The following is a 24,551-nucleotide window of genomic DNA, read 5'->3' on the forward strand; positions in this document are numbered from 1 at the left end:
GTGTGACAAAATTTAACTTTTGTCACACCCCCTTCTATCTTTATGCATACTTCAAGCTTCTGCATTTAATTACGCATTATCATAATATTCCCCGTAAATACTCATGAATGTGTTCACGTAAAAAGTCGGTGCGTTTAGGTTCTGACAACTTAGAATTATGCGCGTTATGCTGTGTTAGAAAATAGCCAAAATTAAGCCAGTTAAAGTTATCAGCCTGTATTTTAGGATTTATTTTCTTAGTAATTTCTCCTGTCTGAATTCTCTGGATAAGGATAGTCTCAACAACTTTTTTAAAGTGAATTGCCAATTTATTAGTTGCTTCTTTAACTTCCTCCAACTGCAGTGATTCTTTCAGTCCCACCATGACCAAAGCCTCATGTGTCCGCATAAAAGTCTGGTACTGCTGGGCAACTTGAAACAAGCATTCACTAAGATCCAATTGCTCTAGCTGTTCATTTTGTAAATTATCAATGTCGTGTACACATTGCGCAATCAGTGCAAGCAGTAGTCCCTTTTTATTACCGAATAGTCGGAACAGCGAACTTTCATTAACTCCCGCAAGTTGCGCAATTTTGATTGTTGTAGCAGCCTGATAACCGTTCTCAACTACGAGTTCAGTGAAAGCCTGCAGTAATTTTAACTTAGTGTCTTGTTTGCCCATCGTACCCTCTCCAGTAATTCAACATTTTTTATTTTGCGCGATTAATTTGATAATAGTTTCCTAAAATCGAATCAGCTTTTTGAATGCTGACAAAGGACTTAGGATCACATAACTTAATCATTTTCTTTAACGAAGACAGCTGACTGTTCTTAGTCATCAGCACTATCAAATCTGTCTCGCTTTGACTATAAATTCCTCTTCCTTTAAAGATAGTAGCGCCATAGCCGAGCTTCCGCAAACTTTCTTCCAAAATAACAGGTTCTTTTGTGAAAATCAAAAGCATCGTACTTTTTTGTTGAATATAAACATAATCCATGGCTAGGCTCGTCACAACCATACTAATAAAACTGTAAATTGCTCCAGAAAAGCCAAAGAAAAGCGCTGCAGTAATCAAAATACACCCATTGATATAATTGTTGATACTCCCAATCTTGAGTTTAAATCTTTTTTGCAAATAAGTCACAATTACATCCGTACCGCCAGTTGAAAAGTCACTCCGAAAACACAGACCGATCCCAATTCCGATTATTAATCCTCCAATAACCGAATTAGTCAACGGTTCTTTTAAAATAACCACATTTGGCACCATTTTTAAAAAAACAACATTTGCAGCGACCGCCAAGAGCGAATAGGTCGTATATTCCCGTCCAAAAAGTTTCCACGCAATCACGAATAACGGAATATTTAGTAAAATCACTAAATCACTAATGCTAAGATCAATTGCACCCAACTTTAGAATTGCGTGTAACAACTGTGCAATTCCAGGAATCCCAATTGAATAAGAATTTGCCGGCAGCAAAAATATGTTGATTCCCACAGCAGACAACAGACCATATAAAATAGCTACTGTTATTTTTAAAAGCTTTTTCTTTGCCTTACCCATCTTCCATACCTCAATTTATACACAATGTGTACTCGTAATTGTTAATAAAGCCCAAAAATTATTTTAATATTAAATCTTTCAATTCAGTAGGAGCCTGCGTATAAAACTCATATCCATCTTTTGTAATTCTAACCGTATCTGAATGACGATAACCGCCTTGACCATCAAAGTAGATTCCCGGTTCAACAGAAACAACCATATTCTCTTTTAGTTCGGTCTCATTGCCCAAAGATAAGGTTGGTTCTTCATGATTATTCAAACCAATTCCGTGTCCTGGTCGATGCAAGACACGTTCAGCTACACCATCTGCTTTCAATGAATTCAGCACCGCTTCTTCGATTGCAGCCGCCTTGACACCTGGTCGTAACATTTGCAGCATTACTTTTCTGGCTGCCATCATCTGTTCAAAATGCTCTTTTTCTTGTGCACTAGGTTCTTCAGTAAAGAATGTCCGTTCACATTCTGCTGCGTAACCTGCTAATTTGAAGATTGAAATATCAATATTCGGACCGGCCTTAATCACTGAATCCATAGCAGGAATACTATGTGGCATAAAGCTGTAGTCTGCATTCCATACACAGTTCGTGATTCGATTAGTAATACTGAAATTTTGCTTAATTACAGCGCCCTTTAACTGATATGGCAACATGTAGACTTCCGCAATCGTCGTTCCCGTTTTAGCGATCTGAAGCGTTTTGTTAAGCACATCACTGCATAACTGAGCCGTAACCTTAATCTTTTCAAGCTCATATTCGCTTTTAATTTCACGCGTCTGTTTTACAAAGCTCTTTGCGCTCCACTTGGGCGCGGCCACTTGTTGCGTAATAAAAAGTTGGGCGTTATCTTCAATTCCAACTTGTTTTTCGTTAGCAAGTCTCTTAGCTAGAACTTCAAACCAGTTCTCACCTGCGCGCGCAGTCACATCAAAATATGGTTCAATCTCATATTCAAAATATGGAACTTCAACATGTGCTTCCTCCAACTTAGGCACAATAAACAAAGGCTTTCTATTTTGAAATAAAATAAAAAAGAACGGACGCTGTTCAGGACTATAGTTAATATTAGTCAAATACCAGATATCTTCTGCATCGGTGATTACATAAGCATCTAGCGCTGCCGCTGCCATTTTTTGCTGCACATTATTAATTCGTCTAAGAATTTCACTCTCTAAAACTGTCATCTAAAAACCTCCACGTTAATAAAATTTGATTTCACTGTGTATCATAAACTATTCTCTAAAAAAGCAAGTACTTACTTGTATTTTTTTATAAGCACTTGTGAAACTCAAAAAAAGTGACTCCTTAACCTCCCAACACCCTCAAACAGCTTAATACCTAAATTAAAAAGCACCCTGAAAGACTAGTCAAAATGTAATTTTTGATCAAGTCTTTCAGGGTGCCTTTAAAATAGCCAGATTTACCAATTTATTTACGAGCAGTATAAAGCAGACCTACAAGTTATCTTTTCCCCACTCGTTCAAGGCTGCCATAATTGGTAACAAACTCTTCGCACTTGCAGTCAGATAATACTCTGTCCGCGGCGGCGTAACCTTTAGTTCTTTACGAATAATCAAATTTTCCGCAACTAGGGTTTTAATTGCTCTTGTCAACATAATGTTGGTAATTCCCTCAACTTCTCGTTTAAGTTGATTAAAACCAAGCCCTTCATGCTGTGAGATTCTCCAGAGAATATTCAATTTCCACTTGCCACCAAAAATATCCATCACACTAGCAACTCCGCAACTCCAATTTGAGGTTGATTGCACCATGACACCACCTTCCTATCAAGTTACAAAAATGTGCGTACTAGTATTTAGAGATCTAATTCATTATAGTGAAAACATCATTGAAAGAAAAGAGGAATCCCATGAACTTTTTAGATTACCTAGACGGTCGAAAAGCAGTCCGTCATTTTGACCAAGCAACTTCTTCCATTAGTGATGCTGAAATCACTGAAATTCTTGCGCATGCGGCTAAAGCTCCTTCCAACAATAATTTTCAACCCTGGCGTGTGATCGTTATCAAAAATAAAAAAATTCAGCAGAAACTGCAAACCCTGGCAGCTGGTCAACAGCAAGTTGCCTCTGCAGCAGCGGTCTTCTTACTTTTAGGTACTCAGGAAGGTTATAATATCGAAAAAATACTGCAATTCAATCTTAAACATCATATACTTAAAGCTTCTCAAGTTGCAGAAAAACGTAAACGTATTGAGCTTTATTTCGCGCTCCATCCTGAGGATCGCCAAGAAGAAGGACTCCGCTTAGATGTCGGTTTATTTGCGATGAACCTAATGCATGTTTTACGTGCTTATGGTTACGATTCAGTTCCAATGCGTGGGGTAGATTTCGACAAAGTAATGCAATTCCTGCAGCTTCCCTCAGAATGGTCCCCAATCCTGCTGCTCCCCGCTGGAAAAGCGCTTAAAGAGGGGCATCAGCAATTTAGGAATCCTGTTGCAAGTTTTTCACAGATTATTAACTAATTCCAAACTACGCATTTTAAAATAAGCTTAAAAATGAATATTCTTTTTTTGGCAAATTATTTGCTGAGGTTGGATCATCCATCTTTTGATCCAGCCTCTTATTGTTTTATGCTGTCCATGCAGACGCCTCTTTTGTTTATCCGCAAAGCAGTCTGATCTTCCAATTACACACAACATTTCATTCATGACCGTAACTTTTTTGAATTACTCGCTAAGAGCTGCAATCTTATCTTTATCTAAGTTTTTCATCTTCATGCGGTATGCAACCATCGCTAAGGCTGCGAATAGGGCTGCAATCAGCAATAATACGAAAATATCCGGTACAGCCGTTCCACCAACCGAAATAGCTTCACGCAATCCATGAATTGAATAAGTGATTGGTAAAAATGGATGAATTGTCTCAAAAAAGCCATTTGATAATTGGATTGGGTATGTTCCGCCTGAACCCGCTAACTGAAAAACCATTGCCAACAAGCCTAAGAAAGAACCGAGCGGACCAAAGGCAACCACAAAAAAGGTCATTATGCTGCAAAAGGCAAATGAAGCTGTGATTGCAACCAGCAAACCTGCTCCCAAATGTAATGGTGACAGTCCCAAAAAGACGATCAGTGCAAAGTAAGCACACAAAGCCTGTAAAATCGCAAAGGTCCCCACAACTGACATCTTTCCAAGCCACCATTGGGTCCCGCTTCTCGGATATTTTCGCGGTGTCACTAAATCAAACATGATACTTAATGATAATGTTCCAACGAAAAGGTAGACAGATAACATATAGGGGGTCATCCCAGTTCCGTTATTAGGTGTTCTATCCGTATCTGTGTGCTGAGTGGTGACGGGTTTAGCAACCTGTGCATATGTCAATTTTGAAACATTCAACTGACCAACTTTGTTTCCCGCAGACTGTAGCTTGTTACCAAGCGCTTGATTGCCCTGCTGAACTTTAGTCAAGGCAGTGCCAACTTGACCTGATCCAGTTGCTAATTTACCAGCACCAGTGCTGATCTTCTCGGCTCCAGTCCTGAGTTGGGCAGTGCCGCTGAGCAACTTGCCACTATTAGCCGCCAACTTACTCAAGCCTCCAGTGACCGTTTGACTGCCAGTTGCCAGCTTAGATACTCCGGTTGTTAGAGTTGGTAATTTAGTGTCTAAGTTCCCTAAACCACTGCTCAATTGGGTCGCACCTGTCGTTAATTGCGAACCACTTGCTGCCAGTTGATTCGTTCCACTTGAAAGTTGCTGACTACCACTCGCAAGGGTTGCAATTCCTGTAGTTAGCTGCGGTACTTGCGTGGCTAGTGTGCCTAAGCCGCTTTGCAATTGAGTTGCTCCTTGTACCAAAGTGCTTGCTTGACCATTCAATGTTGATAGTCCGTTCGTCAAACTTTTGGTTCCGATATTTAACTGTGAAATACTCGTCCCAGCATTTGTGAGTGCCGCCGTTAAACCGTTTAAGCCGCCATAGAGCGTATTAGCAGTAGTGCTGTCTGCACTTGTGCCATAACTATTCTGCAATTGTGTAATGCCATTTTTGAGGTTTGTTGCAGCTGTCGCATTTTTTGAGAGTGTCGTCAACTGTGTCTGCAAACTTTGCAAATTTGTAGTTGCTGCACTCAGTGCTGTTTTAACCGTTTCATCTGGAGTTAAAGCCGCTTCAATGGCAGCAGTCTGTTCACTAGTTAATTTCTGTTCTACGGCAACTTGCTCAACTTTGGTGTTGATACTGGTTTCATAATTTGTCATAACTGTTAGCTCACTAGCCAAACTTTTCATTTCTGTCGTTAGTGTATCAACTGTCTCTGTGTTTGATGAACTACTATCAACTGCGGTTTTTAATTGATTCAAACCAGCTTCGAATTTGCTGAGTCCCGTTTTCAGTTGCTGCACTTTATCTTTTGCGGAATTGCTGTTCAAAGCCGTATCAAGTTGATTTAAACCAGCAGCAATTTTTTGACTGCCAGTATACGCTGTACTTGTTCCCGCGGTATAACTTTGCACGCCAGTCTTAAGTTTGGAAGAACCCTGCGCTAGCTGACTGACACCTTTATTTAGCTGACTACCAGCTGCATTTAACTTTTGTGCACCGCTATTCAAAGAAACTGCTCCGGTATTAACCTTACTAACACCACTCGCATACCTACTCATTCCCGTTGCAAGACTATTGGAGCCAGTGGTCAACTTATTCACCCCATTAGCAAGCTTAGGCAATTGATTGCTGACCTGATTTAAGCCGGTCGTCAGCTTGGCACTTCCGGTCTCTAATTGTGAAACCCCGTTAATGTAAGTACTGAGCCTCTTATTTAAAATTGCAGCGCCACTTGAAAAAGTCAGTGAACTAGCTGCAAGTGTATTCAAATTACTGGTAATTTGTGCATTAGCTTTATTAAGCTGACTGCCACCCTTTGCCAACTGACTATTTCCTGCCCCAGCTTGGCGCATTCCCTTTCCAAGTTCCTTAATATTATTAAACATAATTCTGGAATACAGCTCTGTGACCTGCGCAGAGACTGACTGTGCCAACGCTTTAACGGCGCCTTGAGATAATTTGCTAGCCGTAAAACCTAAGCCTGAAGTTGTCCGATAATGCACCACCATTTTTTGTGGCTTTTTTTTCAATAAGCTAACTGCATTTTTCGAGAACTTCTCTGGAAAAGTTACTACCATGTAGTATTTACCTTTTTTTAATCCTTGATCTGCTTTCTTTTTGGTTTTCACAATTTTAAAATCTAAAGCCTTCGAGGTCTTTAACTTGTCAGTCAATTGTTTACCAATTGCTATCTTTTTTTGATTGTATTGAACTGCTTGATCTTGATTGACAACTGCTACCGGTAATTTGTCCATCTTGCTATATGGATCCCACAGCGAAGACAAAAAGGTCACTGCATAAATTGTTGGAATCAGCATAATCACTGATAAGACTGCCAGTACTAGTTTGTGTTTGCGTAAATAGTTCCACTCTGCTTTTATCATTGTTTTCTCCTCTTTAGAAAATGCACATCGTGTTGATAATTAATTCTGCAGACTTTATAATATGGAGAACTAGGACAGTTTACAATCATCAATTTTGAACAATCTGTTCACTAACTACTAGAGGAGGCTGGTGCATCAATGAACAAAGACATTCGTAACATTCGCACCGAATTTCAGCTCAAACAAGCACTAATTACATTAATTAACAGCAAGGGGTTCAATAATCTGACTGTCTCAGATATTTCGCGGACAGCAGGTATTAACCGGGGCACCTTTTATATTCATTATCTTGATAAATATGATTTGCTAAAAAAGGTCGAGCTTAATATTCTTGCCAATCTGCGCGTCGTCTTAAAAAAAGATTATGCTAACATTTCTTCCACTATTCCACAGCAAAAAGCTCAAGCCGAGCGCCTTTTTTCAACTACTTTTGCCTATCTTGCAAGGGAACGAGCGACTTTTAAGGCGCTAGCATCTGAAAAGGGGGACCCCAGTTTTCTTCAAAATGGACGAATGGCAGTTAAAAATGAATTTCACTCTCGGCTTAAATTAAACAATGGTTATCTGACAAATTTAATTCCAGCAGACTATGCCGAGGCGTTAATCTGTAATAGCTTATTTGATATCTTCATGATCTGGATCAATAAAAAAGACCCCGAGTCACCAACAGAAATTGCCAGAATTATTAATACCAGCCGTTCGCTTGCACCCAATCAACTAGCTAACTTTGATTAACTTCAAAACTGATTCAAATTTTAAATTCAAAAACTCTAGTCCGGGCCTCGCTTAATCGCGGTTCTCAAACTAGAGTTTTTTACGTACATTTTAATTAAAATATTGGCAAATATCTTTGAAAAATCATTTTAACTATTTCTTAATAATTAATCGTAAAGTTTATTAACTCGCACAAAAAAGCTCTTACATTTTCCCCCCTAAAACCAGATGCCTTTCTTGCCTAATCTTCCTTTGTGCTATCATCAATTTATAAAAATACTTAAAAACTATCAGATTTCATTTTAGCGCTGTACATCTGATTTATTAAATACAAATATTACATAATTTATTAATTTGATTTCAAAAAAAGGAGTTTTGTCGTGCTTAAAAATAAGAGGGCCCCTTTTGTTTTATTAATTATTTTATCTTTCATTATACTAGGTTGTGGAGTTTTATATATGCATGAAAATCCAGCTGTGCCAAAAGTTCATTTACTCTTCGAACAGTGGCATTCAAAATATATCAAAGCAACTGCAGATGGGAATTACGTGAATGGTGCATTGCCCCAAAAGAAAGCAACCGCTTTGTCAGAATCTCAAGGATACGGAATGCTTGTAACAATCCAAGCAGCTCAAAAAGGATGGGCCACTCAGCACGATTTCAATCGACTTGTTACATACTATCTAAACCATCAAATCAATGCACAAAATCATCTAATGGCGTGGAAACAAACTAAAGAAGGAAATTCAATGGTTACAGCTGCCAAAAATAATGTTAGTGCAACCGATGGTGATTTAGATATTGCCTATTCTTTACTTCAGGCTGATTCATTTTGGGGAAGCACTGGTAAAGTTAATTATCAGCAACTTGCACATAAAATACTGAATTCCCTTTTGCGTTATACATATCAACGTGAAACTAATTTGCTGACTGTAGGAGATTGGGCTTTAAATTCACCTCAATATTCCAAGCTCATTCGGACATCAGATTTGATTCCTGCCTACTATCAATATTTTTATCGTAAAACAAAAAATCAGTCCTGGAAATTAATTGCAAAAAAATCTGTAGCTGTTCTGAATACTCTAAGCGCACAGAATAAAACTGGTTTGCTGCCTGATTTTGCGTACAGTCATCTTAACACGGTTTCCAGTGCTACACCCTATTCTTTGGAGGGTGCAAATGATGGTAACTATGCTTGGAATGCTACACGCATCCCTTGGAGATTAGCTTTGAACAATTCACAAGTCCTTCAGAAAATAAATAAAAAGCTGCTCTCTTTTTTTGCCAAACAATCAACTATTCATGCTGGCTACACGTTGAGCGGCAAGCAGTTGGTACCCTATTCTTCAATGGCTTTTACTGCACCGATTGCTGTTGCAGCAATGCAGAACTCAAAACAATTTGCTGCGCTGTCAGCGGCAACTAAAAAATCTGTTTTAAATGATAAACTAACCGGAAATTATTATGCAGACACATTACAGGTTTTGTCTGCCTTTAGTTTGGAAAACATGGGGGAAGATAATGAATAAAGTATTATATTTTGATCTGATAGTCAGTATTCTTTTGCTGATTACTTTTTACTTGGCTAAAAAAAGAATTTTTTTTAAAAAGGTCCTTATTATTACTTATATCCTGCTGACGTTAATTTATTTGGGATGGCGTATTCTCTATACAATTCCGTTTCACGGCATCCTTAATTTGGTTTTTAGTATCTTACTTTTAGCAGCTGAAATCGGCGGCTTCGCTCTCGCATTAATCTTCTATCTGCTTTTTTTGCAAAAAAATACACGCCCCAAGCACAGTCTTGCTAATTTAAAGGATCAGTATCCTTCAGTTGATATCTATATTGCTACATATAATGAAGATGAGACCATTTTGCGTCGTGCAATCGTAGCAGCGCAAAATTTGCGTTATCCCGAAAAATCAAAGTTGGCAGTCTATGTGCTTGATGACGGAAGCCGAAAAAATATTCAAAAGCTGACTGCAAATCTCGGTGCTCATTATTTGAAAAGAGAAACTCATGAACATGCTAAAGCTGGCAACTTAAATAATGCACTTGCACAAACAACTGGAGATTTGATTGTCACACTAGATGCAGATATGGTCGTCAGAACCAATTTTTTAGAACAAACTATCGGATACTTTGCAGATCCTAAATTTGGTTTTATTCAGTCGCCACAAACTTTCTTCAATCATGATCCCTATCAATTCAATCTTTTTTCTCCTGATAATCTAGGTAATGACCAAGATTTCTTCATGCGCAATATTGAAGAACAAAAAGATCGTTTCAATGCAACAATGTATATTGGGTCCAATGCAGTTTTTAGACGAACCGCTTTGGAAGAGATTGGCGGTTTTTCCACAGGGGTCATCACAGAAGACATGGCAACAGGAATGCTCATTCAGGCCAAGGGATGGCGTTCACGTTTTGTAAACGAAAACCTTGCAAGTGGACTTGCACCTGAAACTTTTGCTGATCTAATTAAACAACGTGACCGTTGGGCAAGGGGCAATATCCAAGTTGCCCGCAAATGGAATCCACTCCGAGTAAAGGGCTTAAAGATAATTCAGAAAATCATTTATTTAGATGGTATCCACTATTGGATATCAAGTATCTACAAAATGATCTACCTACTTGCACCGCTTTTCTTTCTTTTGTTTGGTATTTATAGTCTAAACGCATCGCTTCAAGGAATCTTATTTTTCTGGTTCCCAGCGTTTTTGGCTTCACAACTAACATTCAATACCGTCAGTGGTGGCAAACAAAATGTTTTACTGACAAATATTTATGAAACTGTGATGGCTCCTTACATGTCAGCAGCAGTGCTCAGTGAACTGCTTTTAAAAACTCAAAAAAAATTTGCAGTCACCCGTAAAGGATTCAATTCTAAAAAAACATATTACAATCTTAAATTAGCTGCCCCAATTCTTGTTTTGTTAATTTTGTCACTGGCATCTTTTATAAAATCATTACTGATTTTAGGTTCCTTCATTCCTTTTGCCCAGCCACTAAATTCAATTTACATCAATCTCTTTTGGATCAGTTACAATTTGTTTGCACTTCTGATTGCTTCTTTTATTCCTTTCGAACGTCCTCGGCTGCGCAAAGCAGAACGTTTTTTAGCAAATAAACCCGCAAAAATTTCATTCCCGTCAGCTACAAAATTAACTATCCCAGGGTTAATAACTGATTGGAACGAACTCGGCGCAAACTTTGTTATTGATCACCCGCTTAATAATCCCGTGAATGCTAGCATTACTTTAAGTGTCGCAGGGCATTCAATCCAGGGCAAAGTTTTACGTTATTTTTCACGTGCTGATAAAAAATTTGACTTAGGAATTGAATTTCAAAAATTATCTAGTAAAAACTACACATACTTAATATTGCAAACTTATGCGCTCTCTTCAAATGAGTATATAGAGGTAACCCACAAAAATAACGTCTGGAAAATAATTACTGCACTCACTAAACGCCACTATCTATATATTCGCAAAGTAAATGATGATTAACAATTTAGTTTCATCTTTTCTACTAGTTCTAAAAAACTCTAGTCTGAGCCTCGCTTAATCGCGGTTCTCAAACTAGAGTTTTTAGTATTAATGATCAGCATTCAAGCTGAACAAAGTTGGCAAGTTCTTCTTACTGCCGAGTTAATAATCGTTAAATTCAGCATTACTATGTTTAGCAGTATTTTTTAACTTAGTCTTGTTTTAAATACTCTGCAATTTCGCCTAGAAAGCTTTCTTTTTGCTGCGCAGTCAACCAAGATGTCGTAAAAGAATTCTTGGCAATCTGAACAAGCTCGTCCTTAGTAAAATTATATTTCTGTGCTAAGGCTAAGTAATTGTCAGCAATATATCCATTAAAATATGCCGGATCATCCGAATTAACACTAATTTTAACACCTGCATGCAGCAATTCCTTCATCACTGGAGCTTTCATATCTGGGCAGACAAACCCATTTGAAAGCGGACAAACTGTTAGACCGATTTGTTTAGCTTTTACCATTGCCACCAAATCCAGATCTTCAATAATATTAGTTCCATGGTCCAAGCGTTCAACTTCAATGACCTCTAGCGCTTGTTTAATGTGCGCCACTGAATCAATCTGATCAATATCACAGTGCATCGTTGTGTGGTAGCCTTGTGCAACTGCTTCTTCAAAATGTGTCATAAATTTTAAAGGTGGATTATGATGTTCATCTGAATCTAACCCTACACCTAGAATCTGAGCGCTAAAAGGCCGCGCCGCCAGCAATGTCTGTCGGGCTGACTCTTTAGAAAAATCACGTAAAAAGCACATTACTAAATCGGCTTGAATTTCAGCTTTGGCTTCCGCAATCGCACGCAGCAACCCTTTAATGACCGTCTCAAAACTAATTCCACGACTTGTATGTGCCTGCGGGTCAAAGAAAATCTCAGCGTAGCGGACTCCCTGTGCACTTGCTCTTTGAAGGTACTCCTTAGCTAATTCATAAAAGTCTTCTTCTTTTTGCAAGACGCTCATACCGGAATAATAGACAGCTAAGAAAGAAGCTAGGTCGTTGAATTGATAGCTTGCTTTAATCTGTGCAATGGTTTTTTGCGGTAATTCAACCCCATTTCTTTGTGCCAGCTTAATCTTTAATTCAGGCTCCAAGGTTCCTTCAATATGAACATGCAGTTCTGCTTTGGGCAGCTCTTTGATAAAAGCTAGTGTGCTCTGATCTGACAATGTGATTTCTCCTCGAAAGTGGTTTGAGTAATCCTTCTTTTATTTAACCATATTATTAGTGGCCCCGCTATGTCTTTCAGAATCTTGTCAGCCCTCCATTAAGTTATGCTGCTTAACAGTCTCTAGCAAATTTCCAAGCTGAGCTACTTGCTTTTTAATTCTTGTAAATATTTATAAATACTGACTTCCGACATATTAAACAACTTTGATAACTCTGGAATTGCTAGTTTGAATAAAAAGAATCCCTGTTCAAGCAAGTCCGCAACGATCTGCATCTTTACTGATTTGTCCAAGCTAATCTCAGACAAATCCTCATGCTGTGTATATTTATAGATTACTTTCTTAGCAGCTTCTTCTACCGTCGTGTGTAAGCTTTCAACCAACTTATTTTCCTCGGCATTATTTGACTTTTCAGCCACATGTAGCACTTTTTTTACTTGAAACAGACTTTTTTCTAGTGTTTGTTCCAACTCTAAGTACATTGATTTATCTGAATTAATACACAACATTCCACTTAATGCCCCAGTTTCATCCTTAATAAAGAAGCTGGATGAGTATAAGACAGTACCTTCATCTGTTTGGCTGCGGTAATTCGTAATATAATCTTTTTGTTGATAAATTTTTCCGCGCAAAACTTCTAAAAGAAAATCAGTTGCAGGAGAACCAACCTTTCTACCCGAAATTCCATTTCTAATATAGATAACTGAAGATCCGAGGCCTTGCGAAATATCCTGCAATACAATTTCCGTATGCGGTCCCAAAACCGCTGCTAAAAAATCAACCAGTGGTATATACGAGGAGACTAATTTCATTTTTTGCTCAATTCCTCCAAAGATAACATGTTAAACTTCTTTAACTACTGCTCATTTTAAAGCAATGCTTGTTTAAAGTCGGCCAGTAAATCAGCGGTATCTTCAATTCCACAAGACAGCCGTAAGAGCTCGTCTGTGACTCCTTGCTTTCTCCGTTCTTCAGGTGTCAAACAGGCATGTGACATTGTCGCTGGATGTGAAAGAATCGATTCCACACCACCAAGACTAACTGCCAAAATTGGCAAATTTATTTTTTGTGTTAACTTCAATAATGTTGCTTTATCGTATACTTCAAATGAAAGTACAGCGCCACCACTTTTAGCCTGCTGTCGCTGTACATCTGCTAGCGGATGATTTTTCAAACCTGGATAATAAACATGCTTAATTTTAGGATTATTCTGTAAAAATTCAGCAAGTACTTGTGCATTTTGAACTGATTTTTCCATTCTTAACCCCATTGTCTTCATACCACGTAACACTAACCAGGCTTCTTCAATTCCTAAAATTGCTCCAAAGTTCTTTTGCAACAGTCGTAGTTGCGAGGCCAATTCCGGCTGATTAGTTGCCACCAAACCAGCAACCACATCACTATGTCCGTTAATGAATTTAGTAACACTCTCCAACACAAGGTCAACTCCTAAAGCTAAGGGTTGTTGCTCTAAAGCTGTCATGAAAGTGTTATCAGCCACTGTTAAAATTTGCTTATTTCTGGTCAAATCAACTATCTTTGCAATATCGCAGACCTTCAATAAAGGATTGGATGGAGTTTCAAGGTAAAGTAGTCGAGTATTCGGTTTGATTGCAGCTTCTACCTTAGCTAGATCGGCCATATCTACAAACGAAGTTTCTATCTGATATTTAGGTAGAATCTCTGATGCAAACTGACAAGTTCCACCATACACTTCAAGTGGCAAAATCACGTGATCTCCTGCATTCAATAACATTAGAACATTTGAAATTGCAGCCATTCCAGAAGAATAGGCAAGCGCATATTTTGAATCTTCAATTGTACAAAAACCCTCTTCTAGAGCTGCAACTGTAGGATTACCGAATCTAGTATAAGAGTATTTCTGAGTCTCTCCATATAATTCATTTTGTTTAAATGTCGAAGTCTGATACTTAGGAACAGACGAAGCTCCTGTATAGGAATCGACAACTGTATAGCCGTGTAATAACTTTGTATTGGTTCTCATTAATTAAGAGCTCTTCTTTCAATTTTAGATTTTTATAATTATTTATAATCAAGTATAATTTATTATAAGTCATAAGTAAATCTTTTTTCAACGATCCTTTTTGCTGCTTTTTATTAAAATCTGCTCATTTTAAAACATCACAACTTCGGATAGTTAAACAATCTTAAACCCAAACCCTAACAACCTTAAGTTTGGTGCCCGCAATTCTTTGCTAACAGATATTCTTTTTCAACCCTCTATCTTAAAATTGGTATATGTGATAAATTATTGCACATAGAAAAATATTTCAATAAAGAGGGCAATTAAAACAATGCGTATTGAAAAAGACTCAATTGGTACAGTAGAAATTCCAGATAAAGCATATTTTGGAATCCACTCCAAAAGAGCACAACTGAATTTTCCTATTACTGATGAAAAAGTTCACCCATTACTGTTAAAAAACTTACTTTTAGTTAAAATTGCTTGTGCTCAGGCTAATTACCAAGCACACAATCTGTCTTATAAAAAATACCATGCGATTACAACCGCAGGGGCCCAGATCTATACTACTTTTCCAGACTATCAGGCTGAATTTATCACTCCAGCGATTCAAGGAGGCGCAGGTACTAGCACTAATATGAATGTCAACGAAGTCATTGCTAACCGCGCTTTAGAGTTGTTGGGACATTCCAAAGGAGACTACGCCGCACTCCATCCAAATGATGATGTTAACCGTGGTCAGTCTACGAATGATGTTTATCCAACCGGAGCTCACCTTGCGTTATTGCAACTTAATCAAATGTTAGCCATAGAACTAGAAAAAGTGATTGTAGTCCTCAAACAGCTCTCAGATAAATATCAAAACACACTTAAACTAGGTCGGACTCAACTTGAAGATGCCGTTCCAACTACCTATGGTACAAGCTTCAATGCCTATGCACACCTCTTTACCCGCGCTCTCCAACGTATCAAGCAGGTCCATAATTCTTTGTTAGTACTTCCTTTAGGCGGAACAGCAATTGGAACAGGGATCACGGCTAATCCTGAATATCTTAAAAATGTTGTTCCGCTGCTATCCAAAATTGTAGGGTTGCCACTTAAACAAGCAGACAATTTGAGTGATGCTATTCAAAATACTGACTGTTTTTTGATGGCAGCTGATGCCTTCAAAAACTTGGCAGTTGCGCTTTCAAAAATGTGTAATGACTTACGTCTTTTAGGAAGTGGTCCGCGCGCAGGCTTAGGTGAGTTAGCTTTACCTAAAGTACAGGCAGGTTCTTCCATTATGCCTGGGAAAGTCAACCCTGTAATCCCCGAGGCAATTAACCAAATTGCTTTTCAAGTCTGTGGTTATAATGCCACAATTACAATGTGCAGCGAGGCAGGACAATTGGAGTTAAATGCTTTTGAACCAGTAATGTTCCGCGATCTTTTTAGTGCTGCTGAACTCCTGCAAAAGGGACTTAAAATGCTTAAAGATGGCTGCCTTACACACCTTAAAGTCAATCAAGCACACTGTGCACATCAGATTGAAGAATCAGCAGAAATTGCAACTGTCCTGGCACCAAAAATTGGTTATGTGCAGGCAACTCTGTTGGTCAAAACCGCACTCCAACAAAAGGTGTCAATTAGGAAAGTCTTAAAAGAACACCTTAAACTTTCGGCAACTGAAATTGAGAACTTATTGGCACCAGAGTCCTTGTTAGGCTGTTTGCATACCAATTCCATCAGTCAACCTGCTAAAACCGCACTTTAAAGCCACAAGTAGTCAGCTTGCGTTTCAACTTTAATTTTGCCAAAGTAAATAGAAGGCATGTGGGACAAAAGGCGTTGTAGTACTAGCTGTTTGGAAACAAGGAACACACAAGAAGGGGCTGTGACAAAAGTTAACTTTTGTCACAGCCCCGCTTTTATTCCGGATAAACGTGTTCCATAAGTCAAAATCCTCCGTCTAACTTCGAATTACTCATCGCAAAGTACTCGCTATCTTCGTAATTTCGAGTTAGCATTCAAATTTTCCCGACTTATGTCACACTCTCTTCTGTGTTTTATTTTGCAAGATTGACATTAATCTATTTTAAATGTTCTTTATTTCTCGATATAAGATAACGGTTTAGCTACATTGACCTTAGTTCCATAATACTTATCTTTAATATATTTTTGAATCGATTTTTCATGATACAAGGTTACTAGTTTTTTGTAATTTTCATTATTTTTATTTTTCTTTGCAGTTGCCAAGATGTTAATATTTGCTTTAGTTGATTGATCAACAGCTTCATGATAGATAGAATCGCTGAGCACGTGAAGGTGGCCTTCCAGCGCAACCGTGTTTGAAATCAACACTGCATCAACGGTATGCAGGACACGCGGCCCAGTAGTGTCATCAATTTGTTTAAATTTCAACTTTTTGGGATTGCTGGCGATATCGTTGATTGAACCTAACGCAACATCAAAATTCTTTTTCAGTTTAATCAACCCAGCTTTTTGTAAAAGAACTAGCCCACGTGCTTGCTGCGAAGGATTATCTGCAACCGCGATCGTAGCGCCGTCTGGAATATCTTTGACCTTTTGATATTTTTTAGAATAAATTCCCATTGGCTCCATATAGGTTGTTCCTAAAGCTGCCAACTTGCTGGATTTGCTCTGTTTATTAAATGCAACGTAGTAAGTCCATGATTGAAAAGCATTGACATCAATACTGCCCTCTGCTGTTGCTTTATTTAACTGCACTCCATCGGTGACCTGCTTGACCTTAATTTTTAGCCCGAGTTTCTTGGCTTCAGCACTCTTAGCAATGTGTTGCCAAATGGCATAATCCGAGCCCATTGACCCCACCGTGATAGTAGCCGACTTGGTCTGCTGGCTGTTAACCTGATGCAACCCCAATGCGCCTAAGACAATTACAAGCACTATTCCCAACAACCATAAATAACTTTTTTTCATTTTTTTCTCCTCAATTATCCACTAATGTTCAAAAACTTTTGCCAGCCGATCACCAATTAATTGAAACGTAAATACAAAAATTAAAATAATAATCATGGCTGCAAAAGTGACATCATTTTCAAAACGTGCATAGCCAATTGAAATTGCAACATCACCCAATCCACCTGCGCCAATTGCACCTGCCATCGTTGTTAACCCGATCAAACTAATAATCGTCAAAGTTGAGACTCTGATAATATCTGGCAATCCTTCACGCAGATATACCCGGAAAATAATCTCGGTTGGACTTGACCCCATTGCCTGAGCTGCTTCAATCACACCCTGATCAACGTCTAGCAGTGCATTTTGCACCTGACGTGCATAAAAAGGGAAAATTCCAATTACTAAAGGGACTAAAGAAGCTGTCGTTCCAACCGTCGTTCCAACTAAAAAAAGTGTGAGTGGTGAAATCACGGCTAACAAAATAATAAAGGGAATTGATCTTAACAAATTAGTAACCTTATCAAAAAGTGAATATAGTAATCGATCCTCTAAGATTCCACCTGCTTGTGTAACTACAAGTGCCACGCCCAGAAGAAGTCCAAGAATTGCCGCCACAATTGCCGCAGCAAATGTCATATAAAGTGTCTCCCAGATGGCTTGTACAAATTCTGCTTTCATCTGTAATACATTTGGAATTAGGTTTGCCATTAAAGTTGCACCTGCCCTTCAGCATTATCAAGAATTTTGACAGCAATCCCGGCAGCTTTCAACTTTTCAGTCACCGTGAGAATTACTGACCGTGCTCCAATAAAATCCGCAATCAAATACCCAATGTTCACCCCATCGATTTGGTCAATATTGGCAAACAAAATATTAATATCCAAGTTGAAATCACGCGAAATACTGGAAATAATACTTTCTTGCGCGGTGTTCCCAATAAATTTCAAGTAGATGAGTAATTTGCGTTCTGAAACACTATTTTGCTTTAAAATACGCGTTAATGCTTCCTTGACATTCGTAGCCGTTTCTACAAAGTCCGCAGTTAATTTCTGTTGCGGCCTTGCAAAAATTTTCGTAACGGGACCACGCTCAATAATTTTACCCGCGTCCATCACGGCGACGTTATGACAAATGCTAGAAATAACTTGCATCTCGTGCGTAATCAACACAATCGTGATTCCCAATTTCTGATTGACTTGCCTCAACAATGCCAAAATCGATTTGGTTGTCTTAGGATCTAGCGCAGAAGTGGCTTCATCTGAAATTAGGACTTCCGGATCATTTGCCAACGCACGTGCAATCGCAACACGCTGCTTTTGTCCACCAGACAGTTGCTTAGGGTAGGCGGCAGCATATTCTTTTAAGCCCACCAATTCGAGGAGCTTTAATGCTTTTTGTTGACGTGCTTCTTTCGTTATTTTCAACCCTAGTAACGGATACTCGACATTGCCCAAGACAGTTCTTGACTTCATCAAATTAAAATGCTGAAAAATCATGCCAATCTTCCGCCGGGCTTTCCGCAATCCGGCTGCATCTAATTGACCTAGATCCTGAGTCCCAAAAATAACCTTCCCGGAACTAGGCTTTTGCAATAAGTTTATGACACGTACCAACGTACTTTTGCCCGCCCCAGAGTACCCGATGATTCCATAAATATCGCCTTTAGCAATCGTCAAATCCACATGTTGGACTGCTTGGATGCTCTCGTTGCGCTGCTTGAATTGAACTGAGATGTCTTGTAAAGCAATCATATTCTTGCCCGTCATGCCCAATATCTTCCTTCCTTAAGGATCATCGTTTGCACCTAACTTTATTGATAACGCATCCCGCCATCTACCAGCAATGATTGTCCTGTAATATATGCAGCTTCAGGTGAAACAAACCAAGCTACTACATTTGCAACATCTGTAGGCGTAGCCTCGCGTCCGTTGGCAATCTCAGTTAAGACATTGGCTTGCTGCTGTGCAAGCGAGACATTCTTAAGTTGCGCCGTTCGCTTATCAATCCCATCACGCAAAGGCGTCCTCACAACACCCGGATTGTAAGCGTTGACTGTGATATGATCCTGTGCAAGCTCTTTGGCTGCACTCTGAGTTAAGCCGCGAATTCCAAACTTAGATGCCGAATAAGCACTCTGCAACGCTGAAGCCTCGACTCCAGCCAGTGAAGCTGCATTAACAATACGTCCGCCATGACCTTGCTTGATAAATTGCTGTGCAGCGGCTTGAATTCCCCAATATGTCCCTTTGAGATTGACATCAAGCAGGCGCTCAACCTTCACAGGGTCTGAATCCACAAACTTGTCAATGAATGCAATTCCGGCATTATTGACAAAAACCGCCAATTCACCTAATTCGTGCACTGCTTGTTCCACTAAAGCAAAGACTTCTGAACGCTTGGCAACATCAACATAATACGCTTTAGCGGTGTAACCAGCGGAACTCAATTTTTGCGCTACTTTTTCTGCCGTTTCAAGGTTAATATCTGCAACTGCAAGCGCGTACCCATCATGTGCTAACCGCACGGCGATCGCTTCGCCAATTCCCTGTCCCGCGCCTGTTACGATTGCTAATTTTGTCATTTATCCGACTCCTTCAATTTGTTTGCTTGTCTTTTAGACAACTTTCTATAACGATTAAGCGCTGCTGCACTAGTCACTTATCTTAACTGCTCTAACATGTTATCCGTGCAATCGCGGTTAATCGCTCCTGCAGTAATTAATTTCTAGCACTAGTGGTGCTGCGTTTCTTGTCTTAAATTTGCTGTTTCGCCGAAAATAACAGGCGCAAGTTCTAACAAATATTTTTTATCAACCTCATCAAAAGTTCCATATGCTGGGCTATCCAAATCTAAGACTCCCCAGAACTTTGTATCCTTAAAAACAGGGACAACAATTTCTGATTTTGAAGCCGCATCACATGCAATGTGGCCTGCAAATTCATGTACGTTTGCCACAATTTCAGTTTTTCGAGTCTGAGCAACGGTCCCGCAGACCCCACGTCCCACTTGAATATGCATGCAGGCTGGTTTCCCTTGAAAAGGTCCAAGAATTAATTCGCCTTCTTTAAAACGATAATAGGCCACTCCATTTAAATTGGGCAGACCATGAAAAAGAAGTGCAACCAGATTGCTCATATTGGCAATCAAGTCCGTCTCACCTGCGAGCAGGCTGTGTGCCTGTTGAATAAGCAGGGCATAATTTTTCGCTTTTGCAGTCATCAACTCAACCTTTCTGAAAGAACAAAAAAGCACTTTCGTCCTCTATCTATCATTAGATAAAGGACGAAAGTGCTTTTCCGCGGTACCACCTTAATTCAAGCAACCCTCACGAGTCGCAACTCTTTAGGTACTCAAATAATCAGCAAAATAAAGTACTACTACTTTCATACCCTAACCCTGTAACGGGAGTACCCGTAACTGCCTAACACACGCTCGGCAGTAAGAACCCTAATTAAAGACCATCTTCGGTTAATCGCTGTTACCGTCTTACACCTAACGACGACTCTCTAAAAACAGCATCCTAACTTACTCATCTTCACGTTCATTTATTATTATCGGAATTATAATTCTTCCAACTGCAATTGTCAATCTTTTTTTGGTTGCATGCTTGCAACTTCACGTACACTTTGCAAAAGATTCAGGTCTTTCTTCATTGTGTACCAACGTTCTCCTGCATGCTGCGAAGCAGAAACACCCGCGTTATAATAGCCGTTGCGCTTATAAAAAGAAATTCGTGACGCTAAGCATGTCAAGATTATCTGCTGCCGCTCTTTTTGTCGTGCCACTTCTTCCAAAGCAAGCAGCAACTGACTACCGACATGCCTTTTTTGCCACTGAGGTGCAACCGCAATTGTTAAAATCATCTGATTTCCACCAACCGGCAAGTTCTTGGGAGCACGTTCATACATCCAATCTGCCAGCTCATTTTCCGCGACTGCTGGACCGCAAATAAATCCAATTACCTTTTCACCAGCACGTGCCACCAAAAAGGTATCCGTAAACTGTGCAATTCGCTCCAAATACTGTGTCCGCGTGCCGGCTTCTGCGGCAGAAAAGCCCGCCAGTTCAATTGCCATAACTTGCTCAATTTCTGTAAGTCGGACTGCTGTGATCTCCATCGCGCTTTGATCTTCCCTTCGCCTTGCTTAATTTTTAAAAGGACACCGTTAGCTTGCTAAAGTTCTCACCTTAGTTACGCAACTATGCCCGCAGGTGCTCTACAAAGTTATCAAAGATTTTCTGCATCTTAGAGTCAGTAACAACCTGTATTTCTGGATGCCACTGCACAGCAAGCACTTGATCATTAACCTGACTCTCCAAGCCTTCGATTACACCATCTTGAGCGCGTGCTGTGATTTTTAACCCCGCGGCAACTTGACGCACCGCTTGGTGATGGTGGCTATTGACCAGCCAACGAGAACCAAATAAATTGTGCAGTCGCGTCTTGTCTTCAATCTGCACATAATGAGTGGGTTCCGTCGTTGGAGCAGCCTGAAAATGCCTGATCAACGGGTGCGTCGTCTTTTCATACTCACTCTCTAAGTCTTGATACAAAGTCCCACCCAAGGCAACGTTTAAAACCTGCAACCCGCGGCAAATTCCCAATGCTTTTTTACCAGCAGCCAATGCCTTTTTTGCCAAACTCAACTCTAAGCGATCACGCTGAATGTCGCTGAAACCCATTTTCACATGTGGCTCTTCTCCATAAAAAGAAGGCAACACATCTGGTCCGCCAGTAAAGAAAAAACCGTCGCAACTCTCTACATAATAATCCACAAAATCCCGCGCCTGGCTAGGGATCATCACTGGAATTCCGCCAGCTTTAATAATTCCCTTGACATCAGCTTCATTAATGTAATAACGGGCCGTTCCCTTAACGTTTACTACTCCGGCAGGAATACCTACTACAACTTGATTGCTCATAAAAACTCATCCATTCTTTCTAAAAAAATCACCGTCTATGCAAAACTGAACCTTAAGCATTAATCAGTACCGCACTTAAAGTCCTCTTGCACCGTTATTTTTACCTGCTAATGCACCGTAAAACTCTAATTTTCATCGTACTTAGTACTATAGCAATCTTCTGTGTGAGATACAAGCTACCCCCGCTTAATTAATAACTTGTATCCCGCTAATAGTTTTAAGGACAGTCGGTTAATGATTGACAGATTGTAAGCAAACAATTATTCTAAAGATATTATCAACAAATCTGGAAGGGGCTTGCGCTAATGAACTGTAAACACGATTTCTTAACTGCTAGTTGTTGTCCATGTTGTGGAATGCATAACATGTTATTTGAATTGCAGTTCGTGAAGCGAAACGCCGTTATTTACTAGAAAAATTTTTTATTTTTCGCCGTAAAAAAGCCTTCAGTCACGGACAGACTGAGGGCTTTTTAGTTTACTTGATAATCAGAGGTTCAATCAGAGGGGGAGTATCATGAAAAAAGGGCTATTAATATTAGCGAGTATTGTAATCACGAGTGTCGCACTTTTATCGGCTTGTGGAAAAAGCAATTCAACTAATGGAACGCAACAGGTCTTGAACGTCGCGACAAGTGCCGAAATGGCAACACTTAATACCGTCAAATACAGTGACACCACCAGTTTGGAGGCTTTACAGAACTCATTTGAAGGTCTCTATCGGTTCAATTCAAAAAACAAACCAGTCCTAGCTGGTGCGTCCAGCGTTACTGTCAGCAAGGATCAAAAAACTTATACTTTTAACCTGCGGAAAAATGCCAAATGGTCAAACGGTGACCCTGTCACGGCAGCAGATTATGTCTATGCTTGGCGTAAGATGGTTGATCCTGCCTCAGCCTCACCTAATTCTCAGCGCTTTGAACCGATTAAAAACGGAACCCAAATTGCTGCCGGTAAACTTACACCTGACAAACTCGGAATTCAGGCGCTGGGAAAATATAAACTGCAGATTACTTTGGAATCTCCCATCAGTTATTTTTCTGAGTTAATGACCGGAGCCCCCTTCTATCCGCAAGATGAAAAAGTTGCTAAAAAATACGGCAGTAGTTATGGAACTACGTCAGCTAAAGCAGTCTATAATGGTCCTTTCGTCGTAACTAACTGGACCGGCACCAACCTAAAATGGAACTATGTGCGCAATCAAAACTACTGGGACAAAAAAGCTATCAAATTAAAAAAGGTTAATGTGCAAGTGGTTAAAGATGCTGCAACCGGTGGGAATCTCTATCGCACCAACAAGCTCGATTATGTAATGCTGACGACTGATTACATCAAGCAATATCAGCGTACCTCCGGCTACCATTCGAAGCCGATTCCGTTGATTGGCTATTTGTCATTCAACACGCATCGCAGTGCAACTGCAAACGTGCATTTTCGCAAAGCAATTTCCATGAGCTTTAACAAAAAGACATTGGCCAACAACATTTTGCAGGTTGGCTCACCGTTAAATGGAATTGTTCCCAAGAACTTTGTCTACAACTCTAAAACTGGTGATGATTATCGACAAAATGCTGGAAATCTGCTGAGCTATAATTTAAAAGCCGCACGCGCGCAATGGGCACAAGCCAAGCAGGAACTTGGCAAAGATAAGTTTACAATTCAATTGCTGACTTCCGATACTGCTGATTCTAAACAGATCGGTGAGTACTTACAAAGTCAATTAGAGACAAATTTACCTGGTTTAACCGTTGAAGTTCGTTCAATTCCGCTGAAATCCCGCTTAGCTGCTACTTCAGCTTATAACTTTGACATTGTTTACGGCACATGGCAGCCTGATTATGCTGATCCAGTCAACTTTATCAGTGATGGTGGTCAGTATCATTTAAATGATGACTATCAAAACAGCAACTTCCGCAAGTTGTTAAATCAAGCTGCTACGACCTACGCCACCGATCCGGCCAAACGTTGGAACACCTTGATCCAAGCAGAAAAGCAACTGCTGCAAACAGATGCATTCACTGCTCCGGTCTATCAAGGCGGAATGTCGTATCTCCTGAAGAACAAAGTTAAAGGCTTGCAGATTTCACCTTATGGAACGGTACTGTTTTATAGAAATGTCGAGCTTAAATAACAGTTAGTTGAACTTTTTGCAGCAACTGCCGCACGCTTTATCTGCAACAACTATAAAGCTGTGTAATTCAAAGCTAACCGAAACTTTTAACTTATGCAGCCTGTTTGTTTAACATAAAAAAGAGAGTGTGACATAAGTCGGGAAAATTTGAGTGCTAACTCGAAATTAC

21 protein-coding genes and 1 other annotated feature are annotated in these 24,551 nt (G+C 39.6%); of the genes, 6 read left to right on the forward strand and 15 right to left on the reverse strand.

Going from position 1 to position 24,551, the window contains the following annotated elements; translation table 11 throughout:
- Window positions 1-79 precede the first annotated feature (79 nt).
- From FD50_RS10365 to FD50_RS10380, 4 genes are all read right to left on the reverse strand, one after another.
- Window positions 80-661 (reverse strand): TetR/AcrR family transcriptional regulator, encoded by a 582-nt coding sequence (locus FD50_RS10365; protein WP_056961527.1) that lies wholly within the window; start codon window positions 659-661, stop codon window positions 80-82.
- Between the two features lie 28 nt (window positions 662-689).
- The gene (locus FD50_RS10370; RefSeq protein WP_054757629.1) at window positions 690-1,544 is read right to left on the reverse strand and encodes a YitT family protein; all 855 of its coding nucleotides are present in this window, start codon (window positions 1,542-1,544) and stop codon (window positions 690-692) included.
- Between the two features lie 58 nt (window positions 1,545-1,602).
- On the reverse strand, window positions 1,603-2,724 hold the full coding sequence (locus FD50_RS10375) for a M24 family metallopeptidase (RefSeq protein ID WP_056961529.1): 1,122 nt from the start codon (window positions 2,722-2,724) through the stop codon (window positions 1,603-1,605).
- Between the two features lie 270 nt (window positions 2,725-2,994).
- Complete coding sequence (locus FD50_RS10380) at window positions 2,995-3,312, reverse strand: winged helix-turn-helix transcriptional regulator (RefSeq protein WP_267476159.1); 318 nt, start codon at window positions 3,310-3,312, stop codon at window positions 2,995-2,997.
- A gap of 98 nt (window positions 3,313-3,410) precedes the next feature.
- Between FD50_RS10380 and FD50_RS10385 the strand changes: the two genes are divergently transcribed.
- Window positions 3,411-4,025, forward strand: coding sequence for a nitroreductase family protein (locus tag FD50_RS10385; RefSeq protein ID WP_056961531.1), 615 nt, complete (start codon window positions 3,411-3,413; stop codon window positions 4,023-4,025).
- Between the two features lie 204 nt (window positions 4,026-4,229).
- Here the strand turns inward: FD50_RS10385 and FD50_RS10390 are convergent, their stop codons facing one another.
- A complete protein-coding gene (locus tag FD50_RS10390) occupies window positions 4,230-6,992 on the reverse strand; it encodes a YhgE/Pip domain-containing protein (RefSeq protein WP_056961533.1) in 2,763 nt (920 codons plus the stop codon).
- A 138-nt stretch (window positions 6,993-7,130) separates the two neighbouring features.
- On the opposite strand from FD50_RS10390, the gene FD50_RS10395 reads away from it, so the two are divergent.
- From FD50_RS10395 to FD50_RS10405, 3 genes are all read left to right on the forward strand, one after another.
- Window positions 7,131-7,727: a TetR/AcrR family transcriptional regulator gene (locus FD50_RS10395; protein WP_056961535.1), complete on the forward strand. Its 597-nt coding sequence runs from the start codon at window positions 7,131-7,133 to the stop codon at window positions 7,725-7,727.
- Window positions 7,728-8,164: 437 nt separating this feature from the next.
- Window positions 8,165-9,235 (forward strand): glycosyl hydrolase family 8, encoded by a 1,071-nt coding sequence (locus FD50_RS10400; protein WP_082610521.1) that lies wholly within the window; start codon window positions 8,165-8,167, stop codon window positions 9,233-9,235.
- Window positions 9,228-11,216 (forward strand): glycosyltransferase family 2 protein, encoded by a 1,989-nt coding sequence (locus FD50_RS10405; RefSeq protein ID WP_056961536.1) that lies wholly within the window; start codon window positions 9,228-9,230, stop codon window positions 11,214-11,216. Before FD50_RS10400 ends, FD50_RS10405 begins: the two co-directional genes overlap by 8 nt.
- A gap of 190 nt (window positions 11,217-11,406) precedes the next feature.
- Here the strand turns inward: FD50_RS10405 and add are convergent, their stop codons facing one another.
- The 3 genes from add to FD50_RS10420 all read right to left on the reverse strand — a co-directional run bounded on the left by add (window position 11,407) and on the right by FD50_RS10420 (window position 14,425).
- Complete coding sequence (add, locus tag FD50_RS10410) at window positions 11,407-12,420, reverse strand: adenosine deaminase (RefSeq protein ID WP_415615075.1); 1,014 nt, start codon at window positions 12,418-12,420, stop codon at window positions 11,407-11,409.
- A 143-nt stretch (window positions 12,421-12,563) separates the two neighbouring features.
- A complete protein-coding gene (locus tag FD50_RS10415) occupies window positions 12,564-13,232 on the reverse strand; it encodes a helix-turn-helix transcriptional regulator (protein ID WP_056961540.1) in 669 nt (222 codons plus the stop codon).
- A gap of 56 nt (window positions 13,233-13,288) precedes the next feature.
- Complete coding sequence (locus FD50_RS10420) at window positions 13,289-14,425, reverse strand: trans-sulfuration enzyme family protein (RefSeq protein ID WP_056961542.1); 1,137 nt, start codon at window positions 14,423-14,425, stop codon at window positions 13,289-13,291.
- Window positions 14,426-14,735: 310 nt separating this feature from the next.
- Here FD50_RS10420 and FD50_RS10425 point away from each other — a divergent pair, with 310 nt between their 5' ends.
- Window positions 14,736-16,160 carry an aspartate ammonia-lyase gene (locus FD50_RS10425; protein ID WP_056961544.1) on the forward strand — a complete coding sequence of 475 codons (1,425 nt, stop codon included), beginning with the start codon at window positions 14,736-14,738 and terminating at the stop codon, window positions 16,158-16,160.
- A 332-nt stretch (window positions 16,161-16,492) separates the two neighbouring features.
- Here FD50_RS10425 and FD50_RS10430 read toward each other — a convergent pair whose 3' ends face one another.
- From FD50_RS10430 to FD50_RS10460, 7 genes are all read right to left on the reverse strand, one after another.
- On the reverse strand, window positions 16,493-17,347 hold the full coding sequence (locus FD50_RS10430) for a MetQ/NlpA family ABC transporter substrate-binding protein (protein WP_056961546.1): 855 nt from the start codon (window positions 17,345-17,347) through the stop codon (window positions 16,493-16,495).
- A 21-nt stretch (window positions 17,348-17,368) separates the two neighbouring features.
- A complete protein-coding gene (locus FD50_RS10435; RefSeq protein WP_056961548.1) occupies window positions 17,369-18,037 on the reverse strand; it encodes a methionine ABC transporter permease in 669 nt (222 codons plus the stop codon).
- Complete coding sequence (locus FD50_RS10440) at window positions 18,037-19,095, reverse strand: methionine ABC transporter ATP-binding protein (protein WP_054757635.1); 1,059 nt, start codon at window positions 19,093-19,095, stop codon at window positions 18,037-18,039. The genes FD50_RS10435 and FD50_RS10440 overlap by 1 nt, the downstream gene beginning before the upstream one ends.
- A 44-nt stretch (window positions 19,096-19,139) precedes the next feature.
- Window positions 19,140-19,910, reverse strand: a complete 771-nt coding sequence (locus FD50_RS10445; RefSeq protein ID WP_056961550.1) for an acetoin reductase — start codon at window positions 19,908-19,910, stop codon at window positions 19,140-19,142.
- A 149-nt stretch (window positions 19,911-20,059) separates the two neighbouring features.
- Entirely contained in the window at window positions 20,060-20,548 is a 489-nt protein-coding gene (locus FD50_RS10450) for a GAF domain-containing protein (protein ID WP_056961684.1), read from the reverse strand.
- Window positions 20,549-20,604: 56 nt separating this feature from the next.
- Window positions 20,605-20,878: a binding site (T-box leader), on the reverse strand.
- A gap of 35 nt (window positions 20,879-20,913) precedes the next feature.
- On the reverse strand, window positions 20,914-21,447 hold the full coding sequence (locus FD50_RS10455) for a GNAT family N-acetyltransferase (RefSeq protein ID WP_054757617.1): 534 nt from the start codon (window positions 21,445-21,447) through the stop codon (window positions 20,914-20,916).
- A gap of 82 nt (window positions 21,448-21,529) precedes the next feature.
- Window positions 21,530-22,252, reverse strand: a complete 723-nt coding sequence (locus tag FD50_RS10460; RefSeq protein ID WP_054757616.1) for a gamma-glutamyl-gamma-aminobutyrate hydrolase family protein — start codon at window positions 22,250-22,252, stop codon at window positions 21,530-21,532.
- 516 nt (window positions 22,253-22,768) lie between these two features.
- On the opposite strand from FD50_RS10460, the gene FD50_RS10465 reads away from it, so the two are divergent.
- Window positions 22,769-24,382 carry a peptide ABC transporter substrate-binding protein gene (locus tag FD50_RS10465; protein ID WP_056961552.1) on the forward strand — a complete coding sequence of 538 codons (1,614 nt, stop codon included), beginning with the start codon at window positions 22,769-22,771 and terminating at the stop codon, window positions 24,380-24,382.
- Window positions 24,383-24,551: the final 169 nt, after the last annotated feature.

This window comes from Liquorilactobacillus satsumensis DSM 16230 = JCM 12392, assembly GCF_001435195.1.
Lineage (GTDB): Bacteria > Bacillota > Bacilli > Lactobacillales > Lactobacillaceae > Liquorilactobacillus > Liquorilactobacillus satsumensis.